The organism is Shewanella seohaensis (assembly GCF_023283775.1).
Lineage (GTDB): Bacteria > Pseudomonadota > Gammaproteobacteria > Enterobacterales > Shewanellaceae > Shewanella > Shewanella seohaensis.
In genome coordinates this window covers 280,765-302,959 of sequence record NZ_JAKILE010000002.1, presented here as the reverse complement: position 1 = coordinate 302,959, position 22,195 = coordinate 280,765, and the positions used below count along the sequence as shown (strand labels likewise).

The following is a 22,195-nucleotide window of genomic DNA, read 5'->3' as shown; positions in this document are numbered from 1 at the left end:
TTAACCAACAGCGAAAAAATCTTAGCAAAGAATCCCTTGGACTATCTATCCGTTGCCGTATAATGGACAAGTTAACAGCATACTTCAAAGAGACCTATCATGACTGAAATCAACGCGGCGTTGGCTGGCTTTATCGAAAACGTAAAAGAACATCAAACACTCTGGGGTTTGATGGATGAAACTGGCGAAGGCTGGGTCGTTTGTGACTCGGGCGAGTTCGAAGATACTGATGTTATGCCTTTATGGTCGAGTGAAGCACAGGCGAAATCTCACTGCACCGAAGAATGGAAAGATTACCAAGCGGTGGCCATTAGCCTCGAAGAATTCCTTGAGTACTGGGTATCGGATCTCAACGATGATGGCGTGTTGATTGGTGTTGATTGGCAGAGCGATGAAGACTGCTTAGAGTTAGATCCTATCGTTCTGGCGAAAGATTTAGTTGATGTTGAAGAGGTTTAATTCCATCAACCAAAACAGCAAGTTTAAGGCATCAAGGGCTGAGGTATTTAGCTCTTGATGTCCGCTTTCCCTTGTATCGACATTCCCTTCGATAAACGTCACCTCTGTTGGTTTTGCGGCGAGCCCTGCAAAGACCGATTGGATTATCAAGCCGAGTCACACACGCCCCACCCAGCATTGGCCGTCCCTTGCTGCGCTGAATGCTTAAAATTGGCCCAAAAACATACCTTAACCTCTATCTGGGATTGCCGTGTGGCGGTTAAAGATGCCCTTATGAGCATTTATGCCAAGCACTTAGCCATTGGGATTAATTGGACAGAGGAAGAGCTAGCCGAGTCTGAATTTTCCTGCAAAGTGTTTGAAGGTTTTAAAAAAAGCGCTTGGATGATGTATCAAATCGCCCGCGACAGGATTAACTTTCCGGGCTGGCCGATACAACTTGAAGGGGTCGAACTCGAATGCCAGTTAGACAGTACCCGCTTTGAGTTTGATGGGGTAACTTACACCTCTTTGCCCGCGGCGATTCACTACTACAGCCAACAATTCTGCTTAGATCCAGTATTTTTTGCCGAACTTATCCGATTAGTCGGTAGGCAGAGATTCAACTATGCCCTCAGACTTGCGCGGATCCATATCGCCGCCGCCAAAGAGATGAAACGCCAAGTCCTTGCCTATGTTAAAGCCGAACTGAGCCAATAAACCGTATCACGGTAAATCGTCTACATCACAGCAAATAGCCCGAGTTACGCCCACTAGTACAAGTCACAAGTGAAATACTCAAATCGAGCGCTAAAATAACGAGGCCGCCAATTGCAGGTTGCTATGGCGGCCTATGGGTTTCAAACCTGTTATCGAGCAATCAGTTAAATCTGTGGCGTTATTTGCCAATAACTTGTTTTAATCTGTCCTGCACCACTTCTACCAACAAGTCGGGCTGAAACTTAGAAATAAACCTGTCGCAGCCAACCTTCTCTACCATCGCATTGTTAAAGCTACCACTGAGTGAAGTATTTAAGGTGATAAATAAGTCCGACATAGCCTTATCGTTACGCACTTCATAGGTCAGCTTGTAGCCGTCCATCTCCGGCATTTCAGCATCGGTTATCATCATCAAGAGCTCCTTGGCGACATTCTTGCCTTCATCGCGCCATTTTTGCAGTAAGTGCAATGCTTGCAAGCCATCGGAGGCTTCGATGATTTCAATCCCGAGTTGGCCTAAGGTCTCACGCACTTGACGCCTTGCTGTTGAAGAATCATCGACAATCAACACCTTCTTACCGGGCATCTTGTCTAACAGGCTCTCATCTAACACCCCTTCAGAGAGACGAATATCGTAATGAACGATTTCCGCTAATACCTTCTCGACATCGATAATCGACACCAGTTGTGACTGGCCTTGGTATTCAATGCGGGTGATGGCCGTGAGGTAATTATTTCGCCCAGCCGTTTTAGGCGGCGGCATAATATCGCTCCAGGTCATGTTGATAATGTGCTCGACCTTACCGACTAAGAAGCCCTGCACACTGCGGTTATATTCGGTGATGATCATATTGGCATCATCTCCCGGAGGCACAGGCTTAAAACCGATAGCCGAACGCAAATCAATCACGGGAATCGACATGCCGCGAATATTCGCCACCCCAAAAATATGGGGATGACTGCCGGGCATAGAATTTAATGGCGGTAACTTGACGACTTCTTTGACTTTAAAGACGTTAATCGCAAATAACTGGGTAGAGTTAATTCGAAACAGCAGCAGTTCGAGCCGATTTTCACCGACGAGTTTGGTTCGTTGATCTACGGTTGCAAGCACGTTTGCCATAATGCGACTTCTCTACTTTGGAGGAACAGCTTTCCTCACCAGTGACGGATTAAGCTAAATTATAGCGGTAAACTCACCATGAGAACCATGCGATAAGTCGATTTTATCTAAAAATTACAATCACTCGGCAATCCTTTATCCTTCGCAAGCGCCCCAATAAATAAATGATTCGCTTACGGCTATCACCGCAATTTATCCCCTTTATGCCATGTGTTTTTGGGCCAGCACCATGCCCGAAAGGTTGAGAAGATTTCTCTCGCAGAGGATCTCAAATCCCCCTTGGCGCAGTCCTGTTAACCATTCTTGATGGTTAAATCGATTCTGTTGTGGATGTTCAAACAACCGTCGACTCAAGGGATTGCAAATGGCGGCGCGGTATAAATCTTCTACCACAAAGTAACCCTTAGGTTTTAGCACCCTTGCCACCTCGGCAACCGCCGCTTGCCAATCGGGAATATGGTGAAACACCGCGAAATTGAACACCACATCAAACTGGGCATTTGCAAAAGGCAATGCAGTAGCATCGGCAACACTGAATGCCAATTGGCTTAACCCATGGGGTGAATCATGCCAGCGCGCTTTAGCGGCTGCGACCATCTCAGGATCAAGATCGACGGCCGTCACTTGCTCGGCCCCAAAATGGTCGCGGATCAACTGAATTCCGTTACCAAAACCACAACCAATTTCGAGGGCGTGACGTAGATAAGGAAGGGGTTTGGGCATCATAGAAGTCAGTAATGGTGCTTCAACGTGGTTTTGCAACCAAAAACGCAGCGGATGCTGGACTAACTTTTTCTCGAATGGATTTAACTTCATCTCATCCCCTTAAATGAATCGGTTATTGCTTGGTACACTGATCAAATTCTGTATATGGTACGTAATGACATACACATAAGTTCACTTGAGGCCACTATGAAATTACCTCTTTTTCCTTTGCCAATCTGTTTATTACCAGAGGGATATACTCAGTTGCGCATTTTTGAACCTAGGTATAAACGCTTAGTCGCTGAATCCCTTAAATCGGCGGATGGCTTTGGCCTGTGTATGACATCGGAAGATGGCAAAACCCTTTATCCCATCGGAACGCTGGTGCATATCATCGATTTTGAAACCTTACCCGATGGAATGCTCGGAATCAGCATTCAAGGAAAACAACGCTTCACTCTCGGCGATATCAGCATAGAGTCGGACGGATTAAAACGCGCCAAGGTGAAGCTTATCGATAATTGGCCGAGTGCGCCGATTGAAGACGATGAGCGTTACTTGAGTGAGATGCTGCAAAACATTCTTAAGGAGTTCCCGCAGCACCTGCAACATTATCAGCTGGAACAATTTGAAGATATCGCCTGGGTGTGCCAACGCTGGTTAGAAATTCTGCCGGTACAAGCCGCAGAGAAATACTCTTGCATCAATGCGTTAGATCATCAACTGACACAGGATTTATTACATACTGTCATTCAATCTGCTTGAGTGATCCAACTTCCCGCGCGCCACGTATTGCTCTGTATGCTTATCGAATGTCGGCCCTGACGTAACATCTTTTGTGATGTTCAGACTAGATTGAACCTTAAGTAAAGAACTCAATAATGGAAAATTTTCAATCACATTTAGCGCAAAATCGCTATGATAGGCAGTTAACATCCCCTATCGATATGGCTATGGAAAACGATAGCACTATTTCAACCGCCAATGAGCCAATCACAGATGCGGATCCTTTGACGCGCGCCATTATCAGAGTCGCGAATCAACGGGATAAAGCCGCCTTTGCAGAATTGTTCAGCCATTTTATGCCCAAAATTCGTGCATTCGGTCTGCAACGCTTAAATCAGCAAGGGCTGGCCATGGATCTGGTGCAAGAAACCATGACCTTAGTGTGGACCAAAGCCCATTTGTACAATGCCGACAAAGGCTCGGTGGCGACCTGGGTTTTTACCATTATGCGCAACCAGTGTTTCGACATGCTCAGGCGCATCCAACATAACCGTGAAGATGCCTTCGGAGATGATATTTGGCCTATTTACGATGTAGCCGTCAGTCATGAAGGCGGCCCAGATCATAAACTCACCGCCAAGCTACTCGCGCACTTAGATGCCCTACCCCTGCCCCAACGCCAAGTGGTTCAAGGGATCTATATGCAAGAACTCACGCAACAAGAATTAGCCGATGCCTTAAAAGTCCCGATTGGAACGATAAAATCGCGACTCAGATTGGGGTTAGAAAAGCTGAAAAGCTTTTTGGAGACGCAACATGATTAAACATCATCCCCATACAGATTTGCTGTTAGCCCATGCACAAGGCGAGCTGCCGTTGTCTATGTCAATTGCCATTGCGGCCCATTGTGCCCTTTGCCATGAGTGCCAATCGCAAGTCAGCCGTTTTACAGAGCAGGCAGCGGAACTGGCCTTTTTAGCGCCGAGCAACATCACTGAACAAGCTTTAATCAGTGAAACCGATCCAACACAAGATGACGCTTGGCAGCAAATGTTGTCGCATATTATGGACTTGCCCGAAGCAACGCCAACTGAAAGCGACTATCCTGCCAAAGCGACGGTTTCCCTTAATCATAAGCATGTTCGCTATGAGATCCCGACAGTATTTCGCCAACATATTGCTCATCCGTGGCAACAGATTGGTAAAGTCAGCCGAATGCGTTTCGATGTGGATGAAAGCCAAACCCGCGCCAGCCTATTGCATATCGACGCCTTAGGTGAAATCCCGCAGCACACCCATAAGGGATACGAACTGACCCTATTATTGGCGGGGGAATTTTCGGACATCAACGGGCAGTATGTTCCCGGCGATTTCATCATCTTAGATGGCAACACGCATCATTCACCTAAAACCCAGTCAGGCTGCCTCTGCTACACAGTATTAGATGCGCCGTTATATTTTACCAAAGGGCTCAGTAAATTATTGAATCCCATCGGTGAGCTGATTTATTAATCTCGCTGACATTTAAAATATGCTGGCAGAGTGAATAACCGATAAACGCAAAATTACAACAAAATACCAACAAGCCTTTTTCCCGCTGAGTAAAAAATAAACTTGCCAGCGGGAATTTTGCTGTTATACTGCGCTGCGTTTTGAGAAGTATCTTGTCGTTATCCTTTTTATATCGGTTTGTACATTCGCGTAAGCAATGACAAACACGATCCTCACGAAGAAAGCCTACTACAAGTAAGTCCCACAAAAATAATGAGTTAGTGATTTTCCGCATCGACTCAAAAACAGTGAACTATTTAATTAAATCCATGTCATAGTATTGTCACTTTACTATGGTCAACTGGGCTAATTGAGATATTCCATTGACATAATCGCTGATATGCATTAGTTATCAATAAGGCATCTCTTGATTAATGATCATGGAATGGGTAACCTCAAGACTCATTGGTATCATCTTTCGCAATTATGCTAAGGATATTTTATTGTTACAACTTACTCACCTAAGGGTGAATTGAATTAAAAGGAGTGTGGCCTATGTCATACAAAATTAACGGACATGAAATCACAGTGAACTTCCCTGTAGATTCTATTTCAGTCAACAAAACATCCATTGCTTTTACCGATAGACAAGGTAAAAACAGACAAACTTTTTCAAAGCGTACCGAAGCCTTAAACTTTATGAAGTGGCTTTTGTCGTCAAATAAATAAGTTTGATTTAGTACTCATTGAGTACAAATAACGGCATGTTGGTTTATTCGGTTCTCATTTTCCTCGCCATACCGAAATCGATTCGCCTTTATAGATAGCCCAATATCACGATTTACTATCCCCTTACGTCGAATGACGAACTCGTTTGGTTCAGGCGGTATCTAGCTCACACAGATACGTGCCGAACCAAATGTGTATTCCACTAACCTAGATCAAATTAATCTGCATTTACCCCTGCTAATATAATCACTCACTCAGTTTGTGAATGTATTTTCTATGTCAAAACCCGATTCTAAAACGGCTATGCTGACCTTAATAACCCAGATTAAACAGGTTATTCCTCTCAACTTAGATGAAGCACAAATGTGCCAAGGTGAGTGTTTAGGCTGTTCTAAAAAAATGCTGGAAATGTTGGATGCTGAAATAAGCTATTGGCAATATTCAACCGATACGCCGGGATTGAAAGATCTTAAACATCTGGAAAAGATAGCCACACGCACCCACAAAATATTAAAGCGCAATAAGTTAGTTGGCTAAACGCTATCCTGCATCGCCCTCACCGTATTTTCGTCTATATCTTGGCAACATGGTTTGATTTCCTAATAATCCCCCCTGATGAATATAGAGGATGGAGGCATGTTGCTCGCGCCGTAAATAATCCTCTAACACAATAAAGCCTAAGGGATCGTAGAGTAATTCAAATTGCATACCGCTGGCACTGAGTCGTTGCCACATGGCATAAAACTCAGGATAGAGTTTCCCAAAATGGTATTTCTTCCCCACATTCAAAATCTGTGGATGTTCTGCAGAGTTGGGATTTAACTCATAAAACTGCTGCATTAAATACTCATCGCCGCCGACAACGGCGCAGGTAAGTACTCGAATATTCAATTGCTGACGCACAAAATACTGATTTAAAAAGAGTGCCGTGGTTCCTGTACCTGCAGGTAAAAAAACCTTGAGATCGGAAATGTGCCGTGACTCGGCCCAAGCAGCTATTTCAGCACCTAACTGACTAACACCATATTGCGCATACTGGCAGCGCCCACCTTCTTGAATAAACAAAGCGTTAGGTTCAGCCGGCAAGACTTGCTGCTCAATATAATCCTGACAAGTCCAATTAGGCTCACGGTGGAGGGAAGGATTGGTTGTAATCAGGCTTGATAAATCAATGACACGCGTACCATTGGCGATGGCAGCGGCATAATTACCCGTCGGCAAGGTGCGGATATGGCTGGCAATATGATCCACATAAAAATCGCACTGCCAGCCCTTCAGCTTGGCGAGCGCCGACAGTGAATACAACGAGTTAGCCTGCGCGGAGCCATAACCAATCAGCTTAGTCACGCCAGCAAAATCATGGTCTAGAAAATAGGCAAACTTACGCGCTTTATTGCCACTAAATGCAGGATGCAATAAATCGTCTCGTTTGAGAAATATCTTGCGTCCGGCAAAGGAAAAAGACTCTACAGGACTGTCAGAGAGCAGACGCTGAGTCAGCAGGCTTTTGGCTAACATGGATACACTCGAAGGAAACAAGGGCGTTAGTGTACCGCGAGCTTGCCTACATCGTCCGTAATAATTAAGCATTTTCGCGAAAATCTAGCATTTTTTACAACGTCATACCGTCACAAAGATAAATATTTCACTGATAAATAAGGAAAAATATTTTGGCACAATTCTCGCTTACTCCATTTAAGTATCAATTAATGATTCTGTGTGTTGGACAAGGTAATGCCAACACAGATTTAAAATGAGTTAAGGAGTATTCAATGTCACTTTTACGGTTAATTTTCAATATTGCTTGGTTTGTCCTTGGTGGATTTGTGATGGGACTCGCCTGGTGGCTCGCGGGGATTTTGTGTTTTATCAGTATTATCGGTATTCCCTTCGGCCGAGCCTGCTTTGTCATTGGCGAGTTGACCTTCTGGCCCTTTGGACAAGAGCAAATGAATCGTCGCCATTTAACCGGACGTGAAGATTTAGGCACAGGCGCCTTTGGTATGGTGGGCAATATTATTTGGTTCTTGCTGTTTGGGATTTGGTTGGCCATAGGCCATTTGGCCCATGCCCTCGCCTGCTTTGTGACAATTATTGGTATCCCCTTTGGGATCCAACATATCAAGCTGGCGCTATTAAGCCTGACGCCGATTGGGCAAACGATAGTAGCGAAAGCGTAATAACCATAGTAGCGAAAGCCTAGTAATCATAGTTGCTAAAGCCTAAGGCAGATCACTCAGCACTACTCTGCGTCAGTGGGTAGTGCTGATGTATAGTTAGTCAGTGATTGCACTAATCTTGCTTCGTGATAGTCCCTTTCTTCATCGAGTAAATCAGTGTAATCAGCAAACGGCTCACTCACCTCCCCTCGTTCTAGACTTATCATTTCAAATAGATAATGCGCCAGTTTGGCTGGCGCATCTATGGTGATGTCATGACCACAATAGGCCAAGACAACTAAGTCGACGTTAAAATGTTGTGCTAATGCCCTGCTTGTTTGAATATTCACTAAGGCATCACGATCACCCGATAAAATACTGACTGGAACAGGCAAAGATGCTGGGCAGCGATAACGAAACGCCGCCCACAACTGACGACACGCATTACTAAAATGCGGTGTCGACTCGTGGCGATAGTGGCTCCAACGAGCAATCAAGGCTATATCGCGCCGATGGCGATAGCTGGTTAAGCGCACAATCGTCGATTCGATAGGATTAAGCTGTCGACCGCGGCAACGTTTGAGCCAAGCACTCAGGACATTTAATCCATTAAATCGCTGATACCAAGGTGATAAGTTAGCCGCGCTACTATTTAGCACAAAAACGTGTTTTATCTGCTCGGGGCGCTGCTTAGCCATTTCCATGGCGAGCATACCGCCCATAGATAAGCCAAGCAGATAAAAAACTTGTCCCGCTAATTGCACATCCAATTGTTGCCACACCGAGCTGGCATATTCGGCGATAGTTAAAGGGCTGGCTTGGTGAGTGAGGATCCCATTGCCGGGCAAGTCAGGGGTAAAAACGGTGCAGCCCCTTTGCCTTAATCTCTGATCAAAGCCATTCCAATGGCGTTGATCGCGCATTAAGCCCCTGAGTAATACCCACGTTGTCATCAAAAACGCTCCCGATACCAAAACTGCTGCGCACTCTGCGCCAGTTGTGTGAGATGTTCGGGCGTCAGTCCTTCTAACTCCCGTGCGTACGCCGCCTCCATCAAGAACTGCATCAATACTGTGTGCCGGCGTAAAATCCTGTGGTGCCTGTGTGTTTTTTGCGGATTAAAAAAGCCCGCAAAATTGAATATTTGCCTTGGATTTTTCTTAATCCATGCCCATGAGCCCATCTCTAAGGTCAAAGGTAAGAATGGAATATTGGCTTGAGGATCCTGGGTATGATGCTGGCGGTACAAGTAATCCCAAATATCACCATGGGTGCGATAAAACTGGCTCTGGGGCGCAAGCCGATAATGGCCATGATGGGGATAGCTCGCTTCAAATAACTGCTTTAAGTGATAAATGAAGTGGGCATTTTCAAAGGATGCGCGCGTGTGGGCATAGGGAAACCAGATATGATCCGTCAAACCAAAACCAGAATGCGCATCAAGGGAAATAAGACTGGTGCTTTGTCTAAGCAGTTGTTGCACATAAGCCACCAGCCCTGCTGTTTCAAGCTCCATACCCCCAAGGCCACGAAACCAAGGCAGCTTAGAAGAGAGCCGTTGCCCTCCAACCATAAAAGACACTTTTTCCCGGGACTCTATCGGCGCGTTGCGCATCAAGTCGACCTGATTGCCATTACCGCGACTGCCCAGCAGTAATCCGACGGGATTCACCACAGGGACAAAGGCTAAGCGGATGTCCGTTAATAACTGTTGTAGGTGTTTGTCCCACGCAAGGCGCTGCAACAGGCTGTTAAGCAAAGCCAAAATCACCTGGGAGCCAATCCGCTCCACCCCATGCACGCCGCCAACGAATAACACGGTAGGACATGGGCGTTCGGTCACACCTAACTCGACACTGTAGAGCGGAAAATGTTGATGCCGAAATGGAATGTCCGCAAGAACCTGATATTTGAGCTTAAGATGATGAGTATCAATGAGTTGTGATAGTGTATCTAACTCGAAGGGAATGTTATTCATATCATCCTAGAAAGTGAAATGAGCATAGACTCATAGCCTTAGGACGATACTAATGGCGAACCACGACATATTTATGACAACAGATTAAGCCAAAGCCAAGCTCACTTTAGTGGCGTGTGACTTCCTCCTGAAACAGCAACTCCCCCATAATGCTTTCAATATCCAGTTGAGCTAAGCCCTGGTCAAAAACATCCCGCCAATGGCGTCCCTCCTCAGTATTACGAAACGCAACATAGAGCTGTTTATTGGCAAGCAGTTGTTTATTCACCTGTAATTTATCCGCCAATGGCTGCAAATGAGGTTGCTTTAACAGGAAATAGAGTACGTTGACATCAATCACTGCACCATCGATGCGACCAGCGGCCACCTTCTTGATGTTTTGTTCATCCGAGGTCACGGCCTCGACGAGCTGCGTACCAGAAGCAATCATCAGATCCAGCGAGTCGGTATTCACATAGTCCTTCACAACCCCTAAGGTGTAGCGGTTCAAATCGGCTAAATAATGCCAGCTAATGGGATGAGATTTTTGCTCAACAATGCCTAATGGGCTGATCCCTATTGGTTTTGAAAAAACAAATTTGTCCGTTTCAAAATAATATTCTGGAAAATAGCCAATGTAATCGGAGCTTGGCATGGCAGCCAATTTTATCGCTCGGCTCCACGGATAAAAATCGACAACAAGTTGTTGCTCCATGCGCTCGAAGGCGGCTTGAGCGACCGCGACACTGGCCCCCTGTTGTGCCAACTGCTGACCCGAATAAGGCGGCCAGAGTAATGAGGTGAGCTTGAGCGTGTCGGCAAATACTGTATTAGCCATGCTTAACAGGCAACAGAGCATCAGTGGGCACCAACGATTCATAACACCTCCCTCAAAAACTCATCTGTTTAATGGCTTGAAAAACAAACAATTCATCACTTGATCATCGGTTAAACTCTTTTCAGTATAATCAGCCATCCCTCAAGGTACAGTGAATATTTGTTACATATTTAACCGACGGGAACCTAGCTTAAGCAGAAATGATAGGAGTAGACTGAATTTGCATCGATACTCACTGTTCGTCATTATTGCGGTGAAAGTGGAAGATGAGGCCAACATGGGGGATGCGATATGTCAATTTCTTTCAAAGACAGTAAGTTGTCTTTTATGCATTCCGCGATGACTCAAACCGTCATTACCGTGATAGGTGCATGTTTTACCTTAGTCGGAGGGATATTTTTACTCTTACCCGGACCGGGACTGCTCTTTATCCTGATAGGACTAACCCTCTTGAGTACCCAGTATCCTTGGGCAAAACGTTGGCTTCGTCTTAGTCAGCGACAATTAAGTAAGAGCGCGGCTTGGCTCGACAATCAAATTCGGCGCCTCCGCCGATAATCTTGAGTCTCCACCTAAACATCAACCCAAGCTTTCGAACTTGGGTTGATTTGTCTTAATGTGCCCTTGAGCGTAATGAGGTTTTAGGGAGATTTTTGCAGCGATATGGCTGACGTTTATGCAAGGCAGAGTCCATGCTGTGTAGTGATTCTACATAAACGGACGATAACGCAGCAGAAACGCTAGCTAAACGCTGCCCGAAGGATTTCATCCCAAAACGTCACCATGCCCTAGGCATTAATATCCTCATATAACTCTTTATACATCAGCTCACGCATTTTAAATTTCTGGATTTTGCCCGTGACTGTCATGGGGTATTGCTCCACAAACTTGATGTAGCGAGGCACTTTAAAGTAGGCGAACTTTTCGGTGAGGAAATGCCGAATATCCTCCTCTGAAATCGTGGCGCCACTGCGAATCTTGATCCACGCGCACACTTCTTCGCCGTATTTATCACTATGAACCCCAAACACTGCTGCATCTTGCACATCTTTATGGGTATAGAGTTTCTCTTCAATTTCACGGGGATAGATATTCTCGCCACCGCGAATAATCATATCTTTAATACGGCCAACGATTTGCACATAACCTTGCTCATCCATTTGCCCAATATCGCCAGAATGTAGCCAGCCTTCACTGTCGATAGTTGCCGCCGTTTTTTCAGGATCATTCCAATAACACTGCATGATGCAATAGCCACGGCTACAGACTTCACCGGGCGTATTGATAGGCAGCACTTCACCAAATTCATCGACGATTTTCACTTCGGTATGGGGTAAAGCACGGCCAACGGTAAGCACACGTTTCTCAACTGGTGAGTCGATTTCAGTAATGTGATTCAGCGGGCTGCACTCAGTTTGACCATACCCAATTAACACTTCCTGCATATACATCAGGTTTTGTACCCGGCGCATCACTTCTTCTGGGCAAGTCGCTCCCGCCATAACACCGGTACGCAACGAGCTTAAGTCAAAGCGTTTAAATTCGGGGTGCTCTAACTCGGCAATAAACATGGTGGGAACACCGTGCAGTGCTGTGCAGCGTTCACGCTCTACCACCTCTAGGGTGGTCAGCGGATCGAAGGAATCCCCAGGAAAGACCGCCGCGGCGCCCTTAGCAAGGCACACAAGGTTACCCAGCACCATGCCAAAACAATGGTATAAAGGCACAGGAATGCAGAGCTTATCTTCACAGGTAAACTTCATCGCCTCGGCCACTAAGTAGCCATTATTCAGGATGTTGTGGTGCGATAAGGTCGCGCCCTTTGGGCTGCCCGTGGTGCCAGAGGTAAATTGAATATTAATGGCGTCATAAGGGCTAAGTGATTCGGCGATTTGCTCAAGCGCCGCCTTATCATCTGGCGTCACCTCAAGCAATAAATCATCAAAGTTCAACATGCCGGGAGACTGCTCCACCCCCATGCGGATCACAAATTGTAACTCGGGCAACGCTTTGGCCTGCAATTGCCCAGCGGCGCACACCTTAAGCTCTGGCGCTAACTCGTAGAGCATCTGTAAATAGTTACTGGACTTGAATTTATCGGCGCAAATCACCGCCCTACAGCCCACGTTAGTCAGGGCATATTGTAATTCTTCTGGGCGATAAGCAGGGTTGATGCACACCATGATGGCGCCAATTTTGGCGGTGGCGAATTGGGTTAGACACCACTCAATATTATTGGGCGACCAAATGCCCACGCGATCCCCAGGACCTATGCCCAGTTTGAGTAAACCTGTGGCCAAGGCATCGATTTGTGCAAGGTATTGGCGGTAATTCCAACGGATATCTTGATGATTCACGACAACGGCTAACTGTTCGGGATAAGTGTTAGCGATATCGTTAAGGTACTGTCCTATGGTTTTTTCAACAAGCTCCGGGGAATTAGATCCCCGGAACTCACTGTATTTAAGTGGGTTTGTTGCTTGAGTCGTTGAAACAGACATTAAGGCCTCCGTGCTTTTTTTTTATGGTTAGCATGGTCCAAACTAACCAATCCTCGGAACATCTCACAAGTAAAAAAGCACGGTATTAGACTAAAGAGTAAGGATATTCTGTTACTCGAAAACCGGAATTAACGGGTAATAAACGCCACCTGTTTATCTGTGGTTAAAACCTCTAAACGCTGCAAACGCTCCATAATCGCCAGCAATACCCCTTGGCGACGCATATTCTCTAACACCCCTGGGCTGAACACTTCGAGGCGAGTCATCGCGGTTAATAGCAGACGGCATTGAGCGACACTGGCATCACGGATATAGGCGGGTTTATCGACTAAGTAACTGTTGTTATACCAGTAATCCCAGGTGAAATTCGCCAGTAACCAGCCCTGAGTGGTTAAATCGCTGATGAATTCCAACATGCGTTCGCGGTGCAGGCTCACATCCCCTGCGGTAAAATCTTTAAGGTATTTAGTGTATAGGCCACTGTCTGTGGTCATTGCTGAAGTTTCCATAACACACCTCACTGTTTCAACATCACTCATATAAGAAGTCGGGTATTGAAATAAAGCTTGGATTGGGACCTAAAGCTGCCAACTTTGCATCGATTTGCGGCGTCATAGCACCAATTGCATAAGGCATACCAGACTCGATAGTGACGACAGAGTAAGCTGCGTTAACTGAACACTGACTTAACGCGCCGGATAATGCTTAACGTCAGGGGACCAGAGAACGGTTAACTGTTAGGCAAACAAAAACTAGGATAAACTCAACGCATTAACGCGATGAGACGGCTATTTCAGTAAAGGATAAAAGATGAATTACTGGCTTATGAAATCGGAACCCGACGAATTTAGTATCGACGATCTTAAGGCTTGCCCTAATCAAACCGAAGCCTGGTTTGGGATCCGTAACTACCAAGCACGTAACTTTATGCGAGATGCGATGCAAATTGGCGATCAAGTCTTCTTTTACCACTCAAGTTGCAAAGTCCCCGGCATCGTCGGCATTGCCGAAGTCGTGACCAATGCCTATCCTGACAGCTCGGCCTTTGACCCCGAATCAAAGTATTTTGATCCTAAGTCCGATCCACTGCAGCCACGATGGTTAAGGGTAGATATTCGTTTCGTCAAACAATTTAAGGAAATCATCCCCTTAAGTTTGATCAAAAGTTTGCCGCAACTGGCCGATATGTACTTAGTCTCTAAAGGTTCTAGGCTGAGCATTCAACCTGTAACCGAAGAACAATGGCAAGCCGTGCTTATGCTCGCCCGCTAAGGCCGCATATTCAGCTAAAGTTCATTTAAGCTAAACTAGGGCGTGCTGACGTTTCGAGCTTAGATTTTGTTCGTTCTGGCAAGCACGTGCTCGCGAAACGAGGAATGATGTGTAGTTATTCTACTCAAATGACGAGTGACAAAGAGCAAGGGCTTGCCAGACGAACCCTTCGGGCAGCATTTGGCTGGCGTTTCTGCCGCGTTATCGTCCGTTATGTAGAATAACTACACTGCACGGACTTTGCCTTGCATAAAAGCCAGCCACACTGCTGCAAAAATAACCCTGAAACGTCAACACGCCCTAGATTGACACACAACAACCTCATTATTCCCTAAGGGAGCTAGTATGAATAAATTAACAGCAACACTGATAGGTGGAGTCGTACTCAGTCTGGTCGCCCCGATAGCGGCTTTTGCAAAGCACGATAATGATAAGAAGGACAAAGATCTGCCCCCTGGTCTACAAAAGAAAGTCGACAAGGGGCAGCCTCTTCCCCCTGGATGGCAGAAAAAACTGCGTCGTGGCGATATCCTAGATTACGATATTTATGACCGCGGCCGCGTTGTCGTCCCCATAGACAGAGACGGCAGAATCAGCATTGAAGTCGAAGGCTCCATCATCAAGCTCGATGAAAAGAGCCGTAAGATCCTCGATATCATCAATGTGGTCACCTATTGATCTGAATTTACAAACAGCTTCCTGCGCACACTTAACCCGTTAAGTGTGCGCGTTTTGCTTTTAGGGTTAGCGCCCGTCGAGCATGCGGCCAAGTCCGCCGAGGACTGAACCTTCACCGCGGTCACTCCCACCAGCAGAGGGAGCGTGAGCGATAATGCGATCCGCCATCCGCGAGAACGGTATACTCTGCAACCACACAGTGCCATGGCCTGTTAAGGTCGCTAAAAACAGCCCTTCTCCGCCAAATACCATCGATTTTAACGAGCCAGCCCGCTCGATATCGTAATCAATCCCTGGGGTAAAACCGACTAAACAACCTGTGTCGACACGTAAGGTTTCGCCTTTGAGTTCTTTCTTTATTAAGGTGCCGCCCGCATGAATAAACGCCATGCCATCACCCTGTAAGCTTTGAAGAATAAAACCTTCACCGCCAAAAAAGCCCGTGCCTAGGCGGCGATTAAACTTCATGCTTACTCGCGTCCCAAGGGCTGCAGCGAGGAAGCTGTCTTTCTGGCAGATCAGTTCTCCGCCATATTGGGCAAGATCGAGAGCTAAAATCGTCCCAGGATAGGGCGCGGCAAACGCTACTTTACGTTTCTGATGTCCTAGGTTTGTAAAGTGCGTCATAAAGATGCTTTCACCCGTCAGCACACGTTTACCCGCACCCATCAACTTGCCAAAAAAGCCAGATTCAGGCTCGGAGCCGTCACCCATTTTGGCCTCGAAGCTAATGTCTTGCTCTAGATAATTCATCGCGCCGGCTTCGGCGATCACCGTCTCGTGCGGGTCGAGTTCGACCTCAACCAACTGCATGCTGTGACCGATAATCTCATAGTCCACTTCATGGCAACGTCTAGACATACAATTCCCCTTACTCTGCCAGTCCAATTAATGTGGCGAGCAGAAATCATCAGTGCCACGATATTGGACTCACTTTATGACATAAAATGTCAAAAGGCGATCGTTTTTATCCCAAGATTGCGTCAGTAAGTTGTTTCAAAAGATGACAAGTAGTAGAGGATTAACCTAATCCCACCCCATTAAACTGCCCTGCTTTAGCAAATTCCTCTAGGATTAATTCGGTAAAAAGTTTGCCAGCACGGCCCAAGGGGCGCTCAAGGGTCGACACTAATTGGGGAGTAAAGGTATAGCGACTGCCACCGACAAAGTCTACCTCCACAAGCTCACCGCTCAACAACTCCTCCTGCACCAGAAAATCAGGTAACCAACCAAAACCGAGCCCTTTTAACAAGGCGTTCTTTTTCATAATAAAACCAGAAAGATAGAACACTTTATCGCCACCGAATTGCAGCTCATCTCGATAAGTCTTATTGGGGGAGGAATCTTCGATGGTCAGCTCAACATGTTGCTGTAACTCGGGCAAACTGATGTGTTTATGCTGAGCCAAGGGATGTGAAGCACTCGTCACCAGCACACTGGTTATCGCAGGGAGTGGCTGTGGGTGATAATAGGGGCCAGTGCGGTAGTCTTTAACCAACATCAGATCTGCATTATCACGCTCGAATCTGTGCTGCACACCACCCAAAAACTCCATGTTGAGCTGAATTTTTGTTGGAATTTGATGCTCTGCCATCCGTTTAAGTGCCGTCATAATCGGCTCCATCGGCAAGGCGCCATCGATCACCAACTCAAGCTTAGGCTCCCAACCTTCACTGAAACGACTGGCAAGATGTTCAATATTGGCAAGGTGTTGCAACAGTCTTTGCCCCTCGGCCAAGATCACCCGCCCTTCACTCGTCAACTCGGCGCGGTATTGATCCCGACTAAAAAGTTGCACACCTAAATGTTCTTCCAGCTTTTTGACCTGATAGCTGACCGCCGATTGCGCCTTGTGTAAACGCTCGGCGGCTTTGGCAAAACTGCCCTCTTCCACCAGCACTTGCAGCACATTAAAAGCATCAATATCGATGCGCATGGGGACTCCTAAGCTTTCATTAACATGTCACGGAAACGCTACGAAGCGTAAAGCAGTTAATACCATCTAATTTTTAGATTGAGATAACAGATTTATTATTCTTTTTTTTGTTCATTCAAGCAACTAAATTGATAAGAAGATCACACTAATGCAACTTGCAGCATAACGACTCGCGGTGTAGGCAAGCCTGCAGCGTAACTTTGAAGGAATCACCATGCCATTTTATGTGAAACAAGGCCAAGTCCCCCATAAGCGCCATATCGCATTTGAGAAAGAAAACGGCGAGCTATACCGTGAGGAGCTGTTTTCAACCTATGGTTTTTCCAATATTTACTCGAATAAATATCACCACAATATGCCGACTAAGGCATTGGAAGTGGCGCCCTACCGCCTCGGTCACGGTGCCCAATGGGAAGATTCATTAGTCCAAAACTATAAATTAGACTCTCGCACGGCCGATCGCGAAGGCAACTTCTTTAGCGCCCGCAACAAAATCTTTTATAACAATGATGTGGCCATTTATACCGCAAAAGTGACTCAAGACACGCCGGAGTTTTACCGCAATGCCTACGCCGATGAAGTGGTGTTTGTACATGAAGGTGAAGGTACGCTCTACAGTGAATATGGCACTCTAGAGATCAAGAAATGGGACTACTTAGTGATCCCACGCGGCACCACACATCAGCTCAAATTCAACGATTACAGTAATGTGCGCTTATTTGTGATTGAAGCCTTTTCAATGGTGGAAGTGCCAAAACATTTCCGTAATGAATACGGTCAGTTACTCGAGTCTGCCCCCTATTGTGAACGCGATCTGCGCACGCCCGTATTGCAAGATGCCGTGGTTGAACGTGGCGCCTTCCCGCTGGTGTGTAAATTTGGTGATAAGTACCAACTGACCACCTTAGAGTGGCATCCCTTTGACCTTGTGGGTTGGGACGGCTGTGTTTACCCCTGGGCATTTAACATTACCGAATACGCACCTAAAGTCGGCAAAATTCACTTACCGCCTTCAGACCACTTAGTGTTTACCGCCCACAACTTTGTGGTGTGTAACTTTGTGCCGCGTCCTTATGACTTCCACGAGCGTGCCATTCCTGCGCCTTACTATCACAACAATATTGATAGTGATGAAGTGCTGTACTACGTCGACGGTGACTTTATGAGTCGTACAGGGATTGAAGCAGGTTACATCACCCTACATCAAAAAGGGGTAGCGCACGGCCCACAACCCGGCCGCACCGAAGCCTCGATTGGTAAAAAAGAAACCTATGAATATGCAGTGATGGTGGACACCTTCGCCCCACTGAAATTAACCGAACATGTGCAAAATTGCATGAGTAAAGACTACAACCGCTCTTGGCTAGAAAACTAACGCTGCACCGCAGCATAAGTGAATGGCTTAACTAAGCCTACTAGCCGTAAGTCACCACAGCGAACAAGGCAAAAAGAGTGACTGCGTGTTGAATTAATCAAGAGGAACAGATCATGGCAAGCGAACTCAATCCACTGGGCTTACTCGGTATCGAATTTACCGAATTTGCCAGCCCCGACAGCGATTTTATGCACAAAGTGTTTATCGACTTTGGTTTTTCACTGCTGAAAAAAGCCAAGAATAAAGACATTTTGTACTACAAACAAAATGACATTAACTTCCTGCTTAACAACGAGCGCGAAGGATTTTCGGCAGAATTTGCCAAATCACACGGCCCAGCCATTAGCTCTATGGGCTGGCGCGTAGAAGATGCCAGCTTTGCTCACCGTGTGGCGGTAGAGCGCGGCGCCAAAGCCGTAGCCGATTCGGCCAAGGATCTACCTTATCCAGCCATTTATGGTATTGGTGACAGCTTAATTTATTTTATCGACACCTTCGGTGCCGACAACAATATCTATGCAACTGACTTTGAAGACTTAAGTGAGCCTGTGATCACCCAAGAGAAAGGCTTTGTCGAAGTAGACCATTTAACCAATAACGTCTACAAAGGCACCATGGAACATTGGGCTAACTTCTACAAAAACATCTTTGGTTTTACCGAAGTGCGCTACTTCGACATCAGCGGCGTACAAACCGCACTGGTGTCTTACGCCCTGCGCTCACCCGATGGCAGCTTCTGTATCCCAATTAACGAAGGTAAAGGCAACGATAAGAACCAAATCGATGAATACCTGAAGGAATACAACGGTCCAGGCGTACAACACTTAGCCTTTAGAAGCCGTGATATCGTTAAATCCTTAGATGCGATGGAAGGTAGCTCGATTCAATGCTTGGATATTATTCCTGAATATTACGACACCATTTTCGATAAAGTCCCACAAGTTACCGAAAACCGTGAGCGTATCAAGCATCACCAAATTTTGGTGGATGGCGACGAGTCAGGCTATTTATTGCAGATCTTCACTAAAAACCTGTTTGGCCCGATCTTTATCGAAATCATTCAACGTAAGAACAACTTAGGTTTTGGTGAAGGTAACTTCACCGCCCTGTTCCAATCGATTGAACGTGACCAAATGCGCCGCGGCGTGCTGTAATCGCGACCATTAATGTTATAAGAAAAAACGGTACGCACTGCGTACCGTTTTTTTATGTCCAATTCTCACTTGTTGTTTGTCACGCTTCCGGTCTGGCCTTTCGATTATTGTCTTTCAACATGGTCTTTTGAGTATCGCCCCTTGACGGTACGCTTGAGCATCGCACTTTCGAACAAAGCCTCTTGGTGTGGTCCTTAAGTCTGATACTTTACAATCGTGTTTTTGCCCTGTGCCTTGGCTTGATACAAAGCCTTATCCGCCAAATGCAGCAACGACTCGCCAGCGATACCTTGCTGATACTCCACCCAACCAATGCTCACAGTGCAGTAAATTGTGTGCTCCTCGGCCGCTATCGACATCTCTGCAAAGGATTTTCGAATACGCTCAAGCACCGGATACACCTGCTCAGCATCAATATCCCTAAGCACAAGGGCGAACTCTTCACCGCCTAGGCGCGCGGCAATATCTTGGCTACGGCTATGATTGTGTATCAACTGGGCCAACAGCTGAATAACCCTATCGCCCACACTGTGACCATAGGTGTCGTTAATCATCTTAAAGTTATCGAGATCCAACATAGCGACCGAATAACGCACTGTCGGGCCGTTAAGATTTGCCAGCTGTGGCATAAAGCCGCGGCGATTCAGTAGCCCCGACAAGGGATCGTAGAGCGCCTCTTGCACCGCGGTCTGCTTATCTCTCTCGGTTCGGCGCAGTTGTGCCCGCTGTAACGACACCCCAAAAATGGTTAATGCCGATGACAACACAAAAGCCATCATCTCCGCATTGGTTTGATACGGCGTGGCATTGATAAACGGACCATAGCCCTGGGCTGTCGCTAAAATCATAAACAGCATGGAGGCGCTGCTAAACAGCGCGAGGTAAAAACGCGTGACCTCAAAGGAGAGCACAACCAATAGCGGCGGGATCACATAAAATAACCAGCCCAGATCGAACTTAACCCCAACCAAACAAAACAGTGGCAAGCCAATCAAGGGCAGAAGGATATGGCGGGTTTTGGCTATGCTTAGCGCATTGGGTTCCACCCATCCTGCATACAGCTGATACACCAACACGATTCCCAGAATATCGGCAAAGAAAAACATTTGCCCCATACTCCAAAACGCGCTGGGCAAAATATAACCGCCAAACACTAAGTTAGCGGATAACAATGCGCTGGAGCCGAAAATGGGGATGATGCCTGCGACCACCACAAACTTCATCAAGTCATTCGCACTTCCCGTACCCTGTGGCAAGAAGCGTCTGAGTAACAACATCGACATCGCAGGCGCGAGCATATCGCTTAACGCGGCAATCGAAGTATGCAGCAGCGAAAGACCGAGAGAATCCTGTTGCAACATGCCTTGAAAATTCAAAGTAAAACTGCCGAGGAATATCAGCATCAATGCCTTACGCCCCCACATGAGTAACATCACCAAGGCAATGCCGGAGGGCAGCCAAATCAAGGTGATATTCTCAGGTTGCAAGCTAAATAACGTTTGGCCTAAGGCGCCGGTTAGCCAGTAGATAATGCCTGCGCACAGCAGTGCGATATGGCTTTGTCTTGCTGGCAATAAAGGCGAAAAAAGTGTCTTCAATCGGTAATCAACCTCAAAGAGCGCTAACGCGATAAAATTAAACGGTTTATTGGGTCGCTATAAAGCTTATGCCATGTGCATTAAATGGCAGTATAACCAAGTTTACATATAAACTCGGCGAGGCTTTAACCTCAGCGACCAAAAGCCCTGCGACCTAAAACCAGTACGATTGAGCTTTAGTCCGCGTTAGGTGTAGTGATTTGCTTAATCACCCTACAAGGATTACCCACAGCCACACTATTGGCTGGAATATCTTTATTCACCACACTGCCCGCGCCAATCACGCAGTTATCGCCAATGGTGACACCGGGCAATACACTGACATTACCGCCGAGCCACACATGGTGACCAATATGAATAGGCTTACCAAATTCTGTTGTAAGACGAGCAATGGGGTCAATAGGATGGGTCGCGGTAGAAATCAGTACATTGGGCCCAAACATCACATGGTTGCCAATCGTGACCTGACAAACGTCGAGTATGGTTAGGTTGTGATTCGCATAAAATTGCTGGCCAATTTGGATGTTATAACCGTAATCACAAAAGAAGTTAGGCTCGATATGAGCACAGCTAGGCACATTGAGTAGCTCACGCAAGTGGGCCATGCGCGCCTCAAGCTGGGTGGGATCGGCATGATTAAATCGATGACAGAGTAATTTAGCTCGCATTCTTTCGGCGACTAAGGTTTCATCGGAGGCTTGATAGGCTTCCCCCGCCAACATTTTTTGCTTTTCTGTCATCTAAGTTCAACATTTAACCCTTGTTATAATGACGCAACCCTAACAATCGACTATC

General features: G+C 46.4%; 25 protein-coding genes. 13 read left to right on the top strand and 12 right to left on the bottom strand.

The features are described from left to right. Window positions 1-99 precede the first annotated feature (99 nt). Both L2713_RS03550 and L2713_RS03545 read left to right on the top strand, forming a co-directional pair. On the top strand, window positions 100-459 hold the full coding sequence (locus L2713_RS03550; RefSeq protein ID WP_011072081.1) for a DUF2750 domain-containing protein: 360 nt from the start codon (window positions 100-102) through the stop codon (window positions 457-459). A 57-nt stretch (window positions 460-516) separates the two neighbouring features. Then, window positions 517-1,158: a hypothetical protein gene (locus L2713_RS03545; protein ID WP_248966951.1), complete on the top strand. Its 642-nt coding sequence runs from the start codon at window positions 517-519 to the stop codon at window positions 1,156-1,158. 178 nt (window positions 1,159-1,336) lie between these two features. On the opposite strand, the gene L2713_RS03540 is transcribed toward L2713_RS03545, so the two are convergent. Then, window positions 1,337-2,281, bottom strand: coding sequence for a chemotaxis protein CheV (locus L2713_RS03540; RefSeq protein ID WP_248966950.1), 945 nt, complete (start codon window positions 2,279-2,281; stop codon window positions 1,337-1,339). 201 nt (window positions 2,282-2,482) lie between these two features. After that, entirely contained in the window at window positions 2,483-3,097 is a 615-nt protein-coding gene (locus tag L2713_RS03535; RefSeq protein WP_248966949.1) for a class I SAM-dependent methyltransferase, read from the bottom strand. A 96-nt stretch (window positions 3,098-3,193) separates the two neighbouring features. Here L2713_RS03535 and L2713_RS03530 point away from each other — a divergent pair, with 96 nt between their 5' ends. The 5 genes from L2713_RS03530 to L2713_RS03510 all read left to right on the top strand — a co-directional run bounded on the left by L2713_RS03530 (window position 3,194) and on the right by L2713_RS03510 (window position 6,469). Next, window positions 3,194-3,751, top strand: a complete 558-nt coding sequence (locus L2713_RS03530) for an LON peptidase substrate-binding domain-containing protein (protein WP_248966948.1) — start codon at window positions 3,194-3,196, stop codon at window positions 3,749-3,751. Window positions 3,752-3,867: 116 nt separating this feature from the next. Beyond that, a complete protein-coding gene (locus tag L2713_RS03525) occupies window positions 3,868-4,536 on the top strand; it encodes a sigma-70 family RNA polymerase sigma factor (protein ID WP_248966947.1) in 669 nt (222 codons plus the stop codon). Continuing rightward, window positions 4,529-5,224, top strand: a complete 696-nt coding sequence (locus L2713_RS03520; protein WP_248966946.1) for a ChrR family anti-sigma-E factor — start codon at window positions 4,529-4,531, stop codon at window positions 5,222-5,224. Before L2713_RS03525 ends, L2713_RS03520 begins: the two co-directional genes overlap by 8 nt. Window positions 5,225-5,758: 534 nt before the next feature. Beyond that, window positions 5,759-5,932 (top strand): hypothetical protein, encoded by a 174-nt coding sequence (locus L2713_RS03515; RefSeq protein ID WP_011072074.1) that lies wholly within the window; start codon window positions 5,759-5,761, stop codon window positions 5,930-5,932. A gap of 276 nt (window positions 5,933-6,208) precedes the next feature. Beyond that, the gene (locus tag L2713_RS03510; protein WP_248966945.1) at window positions 6,209-6,469 is read left to right on the top strand and encodes a hypothetical protein; all 261 of its coding nucleotides are present in this window, start codon (window positions 6,209-6,211) and stop codon (window positions 6,467-6,469) included. Window positions 6,470-6,472: 3 nt separating this feature from the next. Here L2713_RS03510 and L2713_RS03505 read toward each other — a convergent pair whose 3' ends face one another. Then, on the bottom strand, window positions 6,473-7,420 hold the full coding sequence (locus L2713_RS03505; RefSeq protein WP_248966997.1) for a 1-aminocyclopropane-1-carboxylate deaminase/D-cysteine desulfhydrase: 948 nt from the start codon (window positions 7,418-7,420) through the stop codon (window positions 6,473-6,475). A gap of 284 nt (window positions 7,421-7,704) precedes the next feature. On the opposite strand from L2713_RS03505, the gene L2713_RS03500 reads away from it, so the two are divergent. Continuing rightward, window positions 7,705-8,112 (top strand): YccF domain-containing protein, encoded by a 408-nt coding sequence (locus L2713_RS03500; protein ID WP_011626453.1) that lies wholly within the window; start codon window positions 7,705-7,707, stop codon window positions 8,110-8,112. A gap of 62 nt (window positions 8,113-8,174) precedes the next feature. Here L2713_RS03500 and L2713_RS03495 read toward each other — a convergent pair whose 3' ends face one another. From L2713_RS03495 to L2713_RS03485, 3 genes are all read right to left on the bottom strand, one after another. Beyond that, the gene (locus tag L2713_RS03495; RefSeq protein WP_248966944.1) at window positions 8,175-9,044 is read right to left on the bottom strand and encodes an alpha/beta fold hydrolase; all 870 of its coding nucleotides are present in this window, start codon (window positions 9,042-9,044) and stop codon (window positions 8,175-8,177) included. Further along, complete coding sequence (locus L2713_RS03490) at window positions 9,044-10,069, bottom strand: M14 family metallopeptidase (RefSeq protein ID WP_089067597.1); 1,026 nt, start codon at window positions 10,067-10,069, stop codon at window positions 9,044-9,046. The genes L2713_RS03495 and L2713_RS03490 overlap by 1 nt, the downstream gene beginning before the upstream one ends. A 106-nt stretch (window positions 10,070-10,175) precedes the next feature. Continuing rightward, entirely contained in the window at window positions 10,176-10,928 is a 753-nt protein-coding gene (locus tag L2713_RS03485) for a substrate-binding periplasmic protein (protein ID WP_248966943.1), read from the bottom strand. A gap of 249 nt (window positions 10,929-11,177) precedes the next feature. Between L2713_RS03485 and L2713_RS03480 the strand changes: the two genes are divergently transcribed. Continuing rightward, a complete protein-coding gene (locus L2713_RS03480; protein ID WP_248966942.1) occupies window positions 11,178-11,444 on the top strand; it encodes a PGPGW domain-containing protein in 267 nt (88 codons plus the stop codon). A gap of 230 nt (window positions 11,445-11,674) precedes the next feature. On the opposite strand, the gene L2713_RS03475 is transcribed toward L2713_RS03480, so the two are convergent. Further along, on the bottom strand, window positions 11,675-13,387 hold the full coding sequence (locus L2713_RS03475) for an AMP-binding protein (RefSeq protein ID WP_248966941.1): 1,713 nt from the start codon (window positions 13,385-13,387) through the stop codon (window positions 11,675-11,677). Window positions 13,388-13,515: 128 nt separating this feature from the next. Further along, window positions 13,516-13,896, bottom strand: a complete 381-nt coding sequence (locus L2713_RS03470) for a DUF6508 domain-containing protein (protein WP_011623047.1) — start codon at window positions 13,894-13,896, stop codon at window positions 13,516-13,518. Between the two features lie 301 nt (window positions 13,897-14,197). On the opposite strand from L2713_RS03470, the gene L2713_RS03465 reads away from it, so the two are divergent. Next, window positions 14,198-14,659 (top strand): EVE domain-containing protein, encoded by a 462-nt coding sequence (locus tag L2713_RS03465; RefSeq protein WP_248966940.1) that lies wholly within the window; start codon window positions 14,198-14,200, stop codon window positions 14,657-14,659. A 345-nt stretch (window positions 14,660-15,004) separates the two neighbouring features. Further along, window positions 15,005-15,337, top strand: coding sequence for a hypothetical protein (locus tag L2713_RS03460; protein ID WP_011623049.1), 333 nt, complete (start codon window positions 15,005-15,007; stop codon window positions 15,335-15,337). Window positions 15,338-15,403: 66 nt separating this feature from the next. Here the strand turns inward: L2713_RS03460 and L2713_RS03455 are convergent, their stop codons facing one another. Together L2713_RS03455 and L2713_RS03450 are read right to left on the bottom strand one after the other, a co-directional pair. After that, window positions 15,404-16,198: a TIGR00266 family protein gene (locus L2713_RS03455; RefSeq protein WP_248966939.1), complete on the bottom strand. Its 795-nt coding sequence runs from the start codon at window positions 16,196-16,198 to the stop codon at window positions 15,404-15,406. Between the two features lie 160 nt (window positions 16,199-16,358). Then, window positions 16,359-17,273, bottom strand: coding sequence for a LysR family transcriptional regulator (locus L2713_RS03450; RefSeq protein ID WP_248966938.1), 915 nt, complete (start codon window positions 17,271-17,273; stop codon window positions 16,359-16,361). A 214-nt stretch (window positions 17,274-17,487) separates the two neighbouring features. Here L2713_RS03450 and L2713_RS03445 point away from each other — a divergent pair, with 214 nt between their 5' ends. Then, window positions 17,488-18,648, top strand: coding sequence for a homogentisate 1,2-dioxygenase (locus L2713_RS03445; RefSeq protein ID WP_248966937.1), 1,161 nt, complete (start codon window positions 17,488-17,490; stop codon window positions 18,646-18,648). A gap of 113 nt (window positions 18,649-18,761) precedes the next feature. Then, the gene (gene hppD, locus L2713_RS03440) at window positions 18,762-19,802 is read left to right on the top strand and encodes a 4-hydroxyphenylpyruvate dioxygenase (protein WP_011623053.1); all 1,041 of its coding nucleotides are present in this window, start codon (window positions 18,762-18,764) and stop codon (window positions 19,800-19,802) included. A gap of 194 nt (window positions 19,803-19,996) precedes the next feature. On the opposite strand, the gene L2713_RS03435 is transcribed toward hppD, so the two are convergent. Both L2713_RS03435 and L2713_RS03430 read right to left on the bottom strand, forming a co-directional pair. Further along, on the bottom strand, window positions 19,997-21,400 hold the full coding sequence (locus L2713_RS03435; protein WP_248966936.1) for a GGDEF domain-containing protein: 1,404 nt from the start codon (window positions 21,398-21,400) through the stop codon (window positions 19,997-19,999). A 176-nt stretch (window positions 21,401-21,576) separates the two neighbouring features. After that, the gene (locus L2713_RS03430; protein ID WP_248966935.1) at window positions 21,577-22,140 is read right to left on the bottom strand and encodes a sugar O-acetyltransferase; all 564 of its coding nucleotides are present in this window, start codon (window positions 22,138-22,140) and stop codon (window positions 21,577-21,579) included. Window positions 22,141-22,195: the final 55 nt, after the last annotated feature.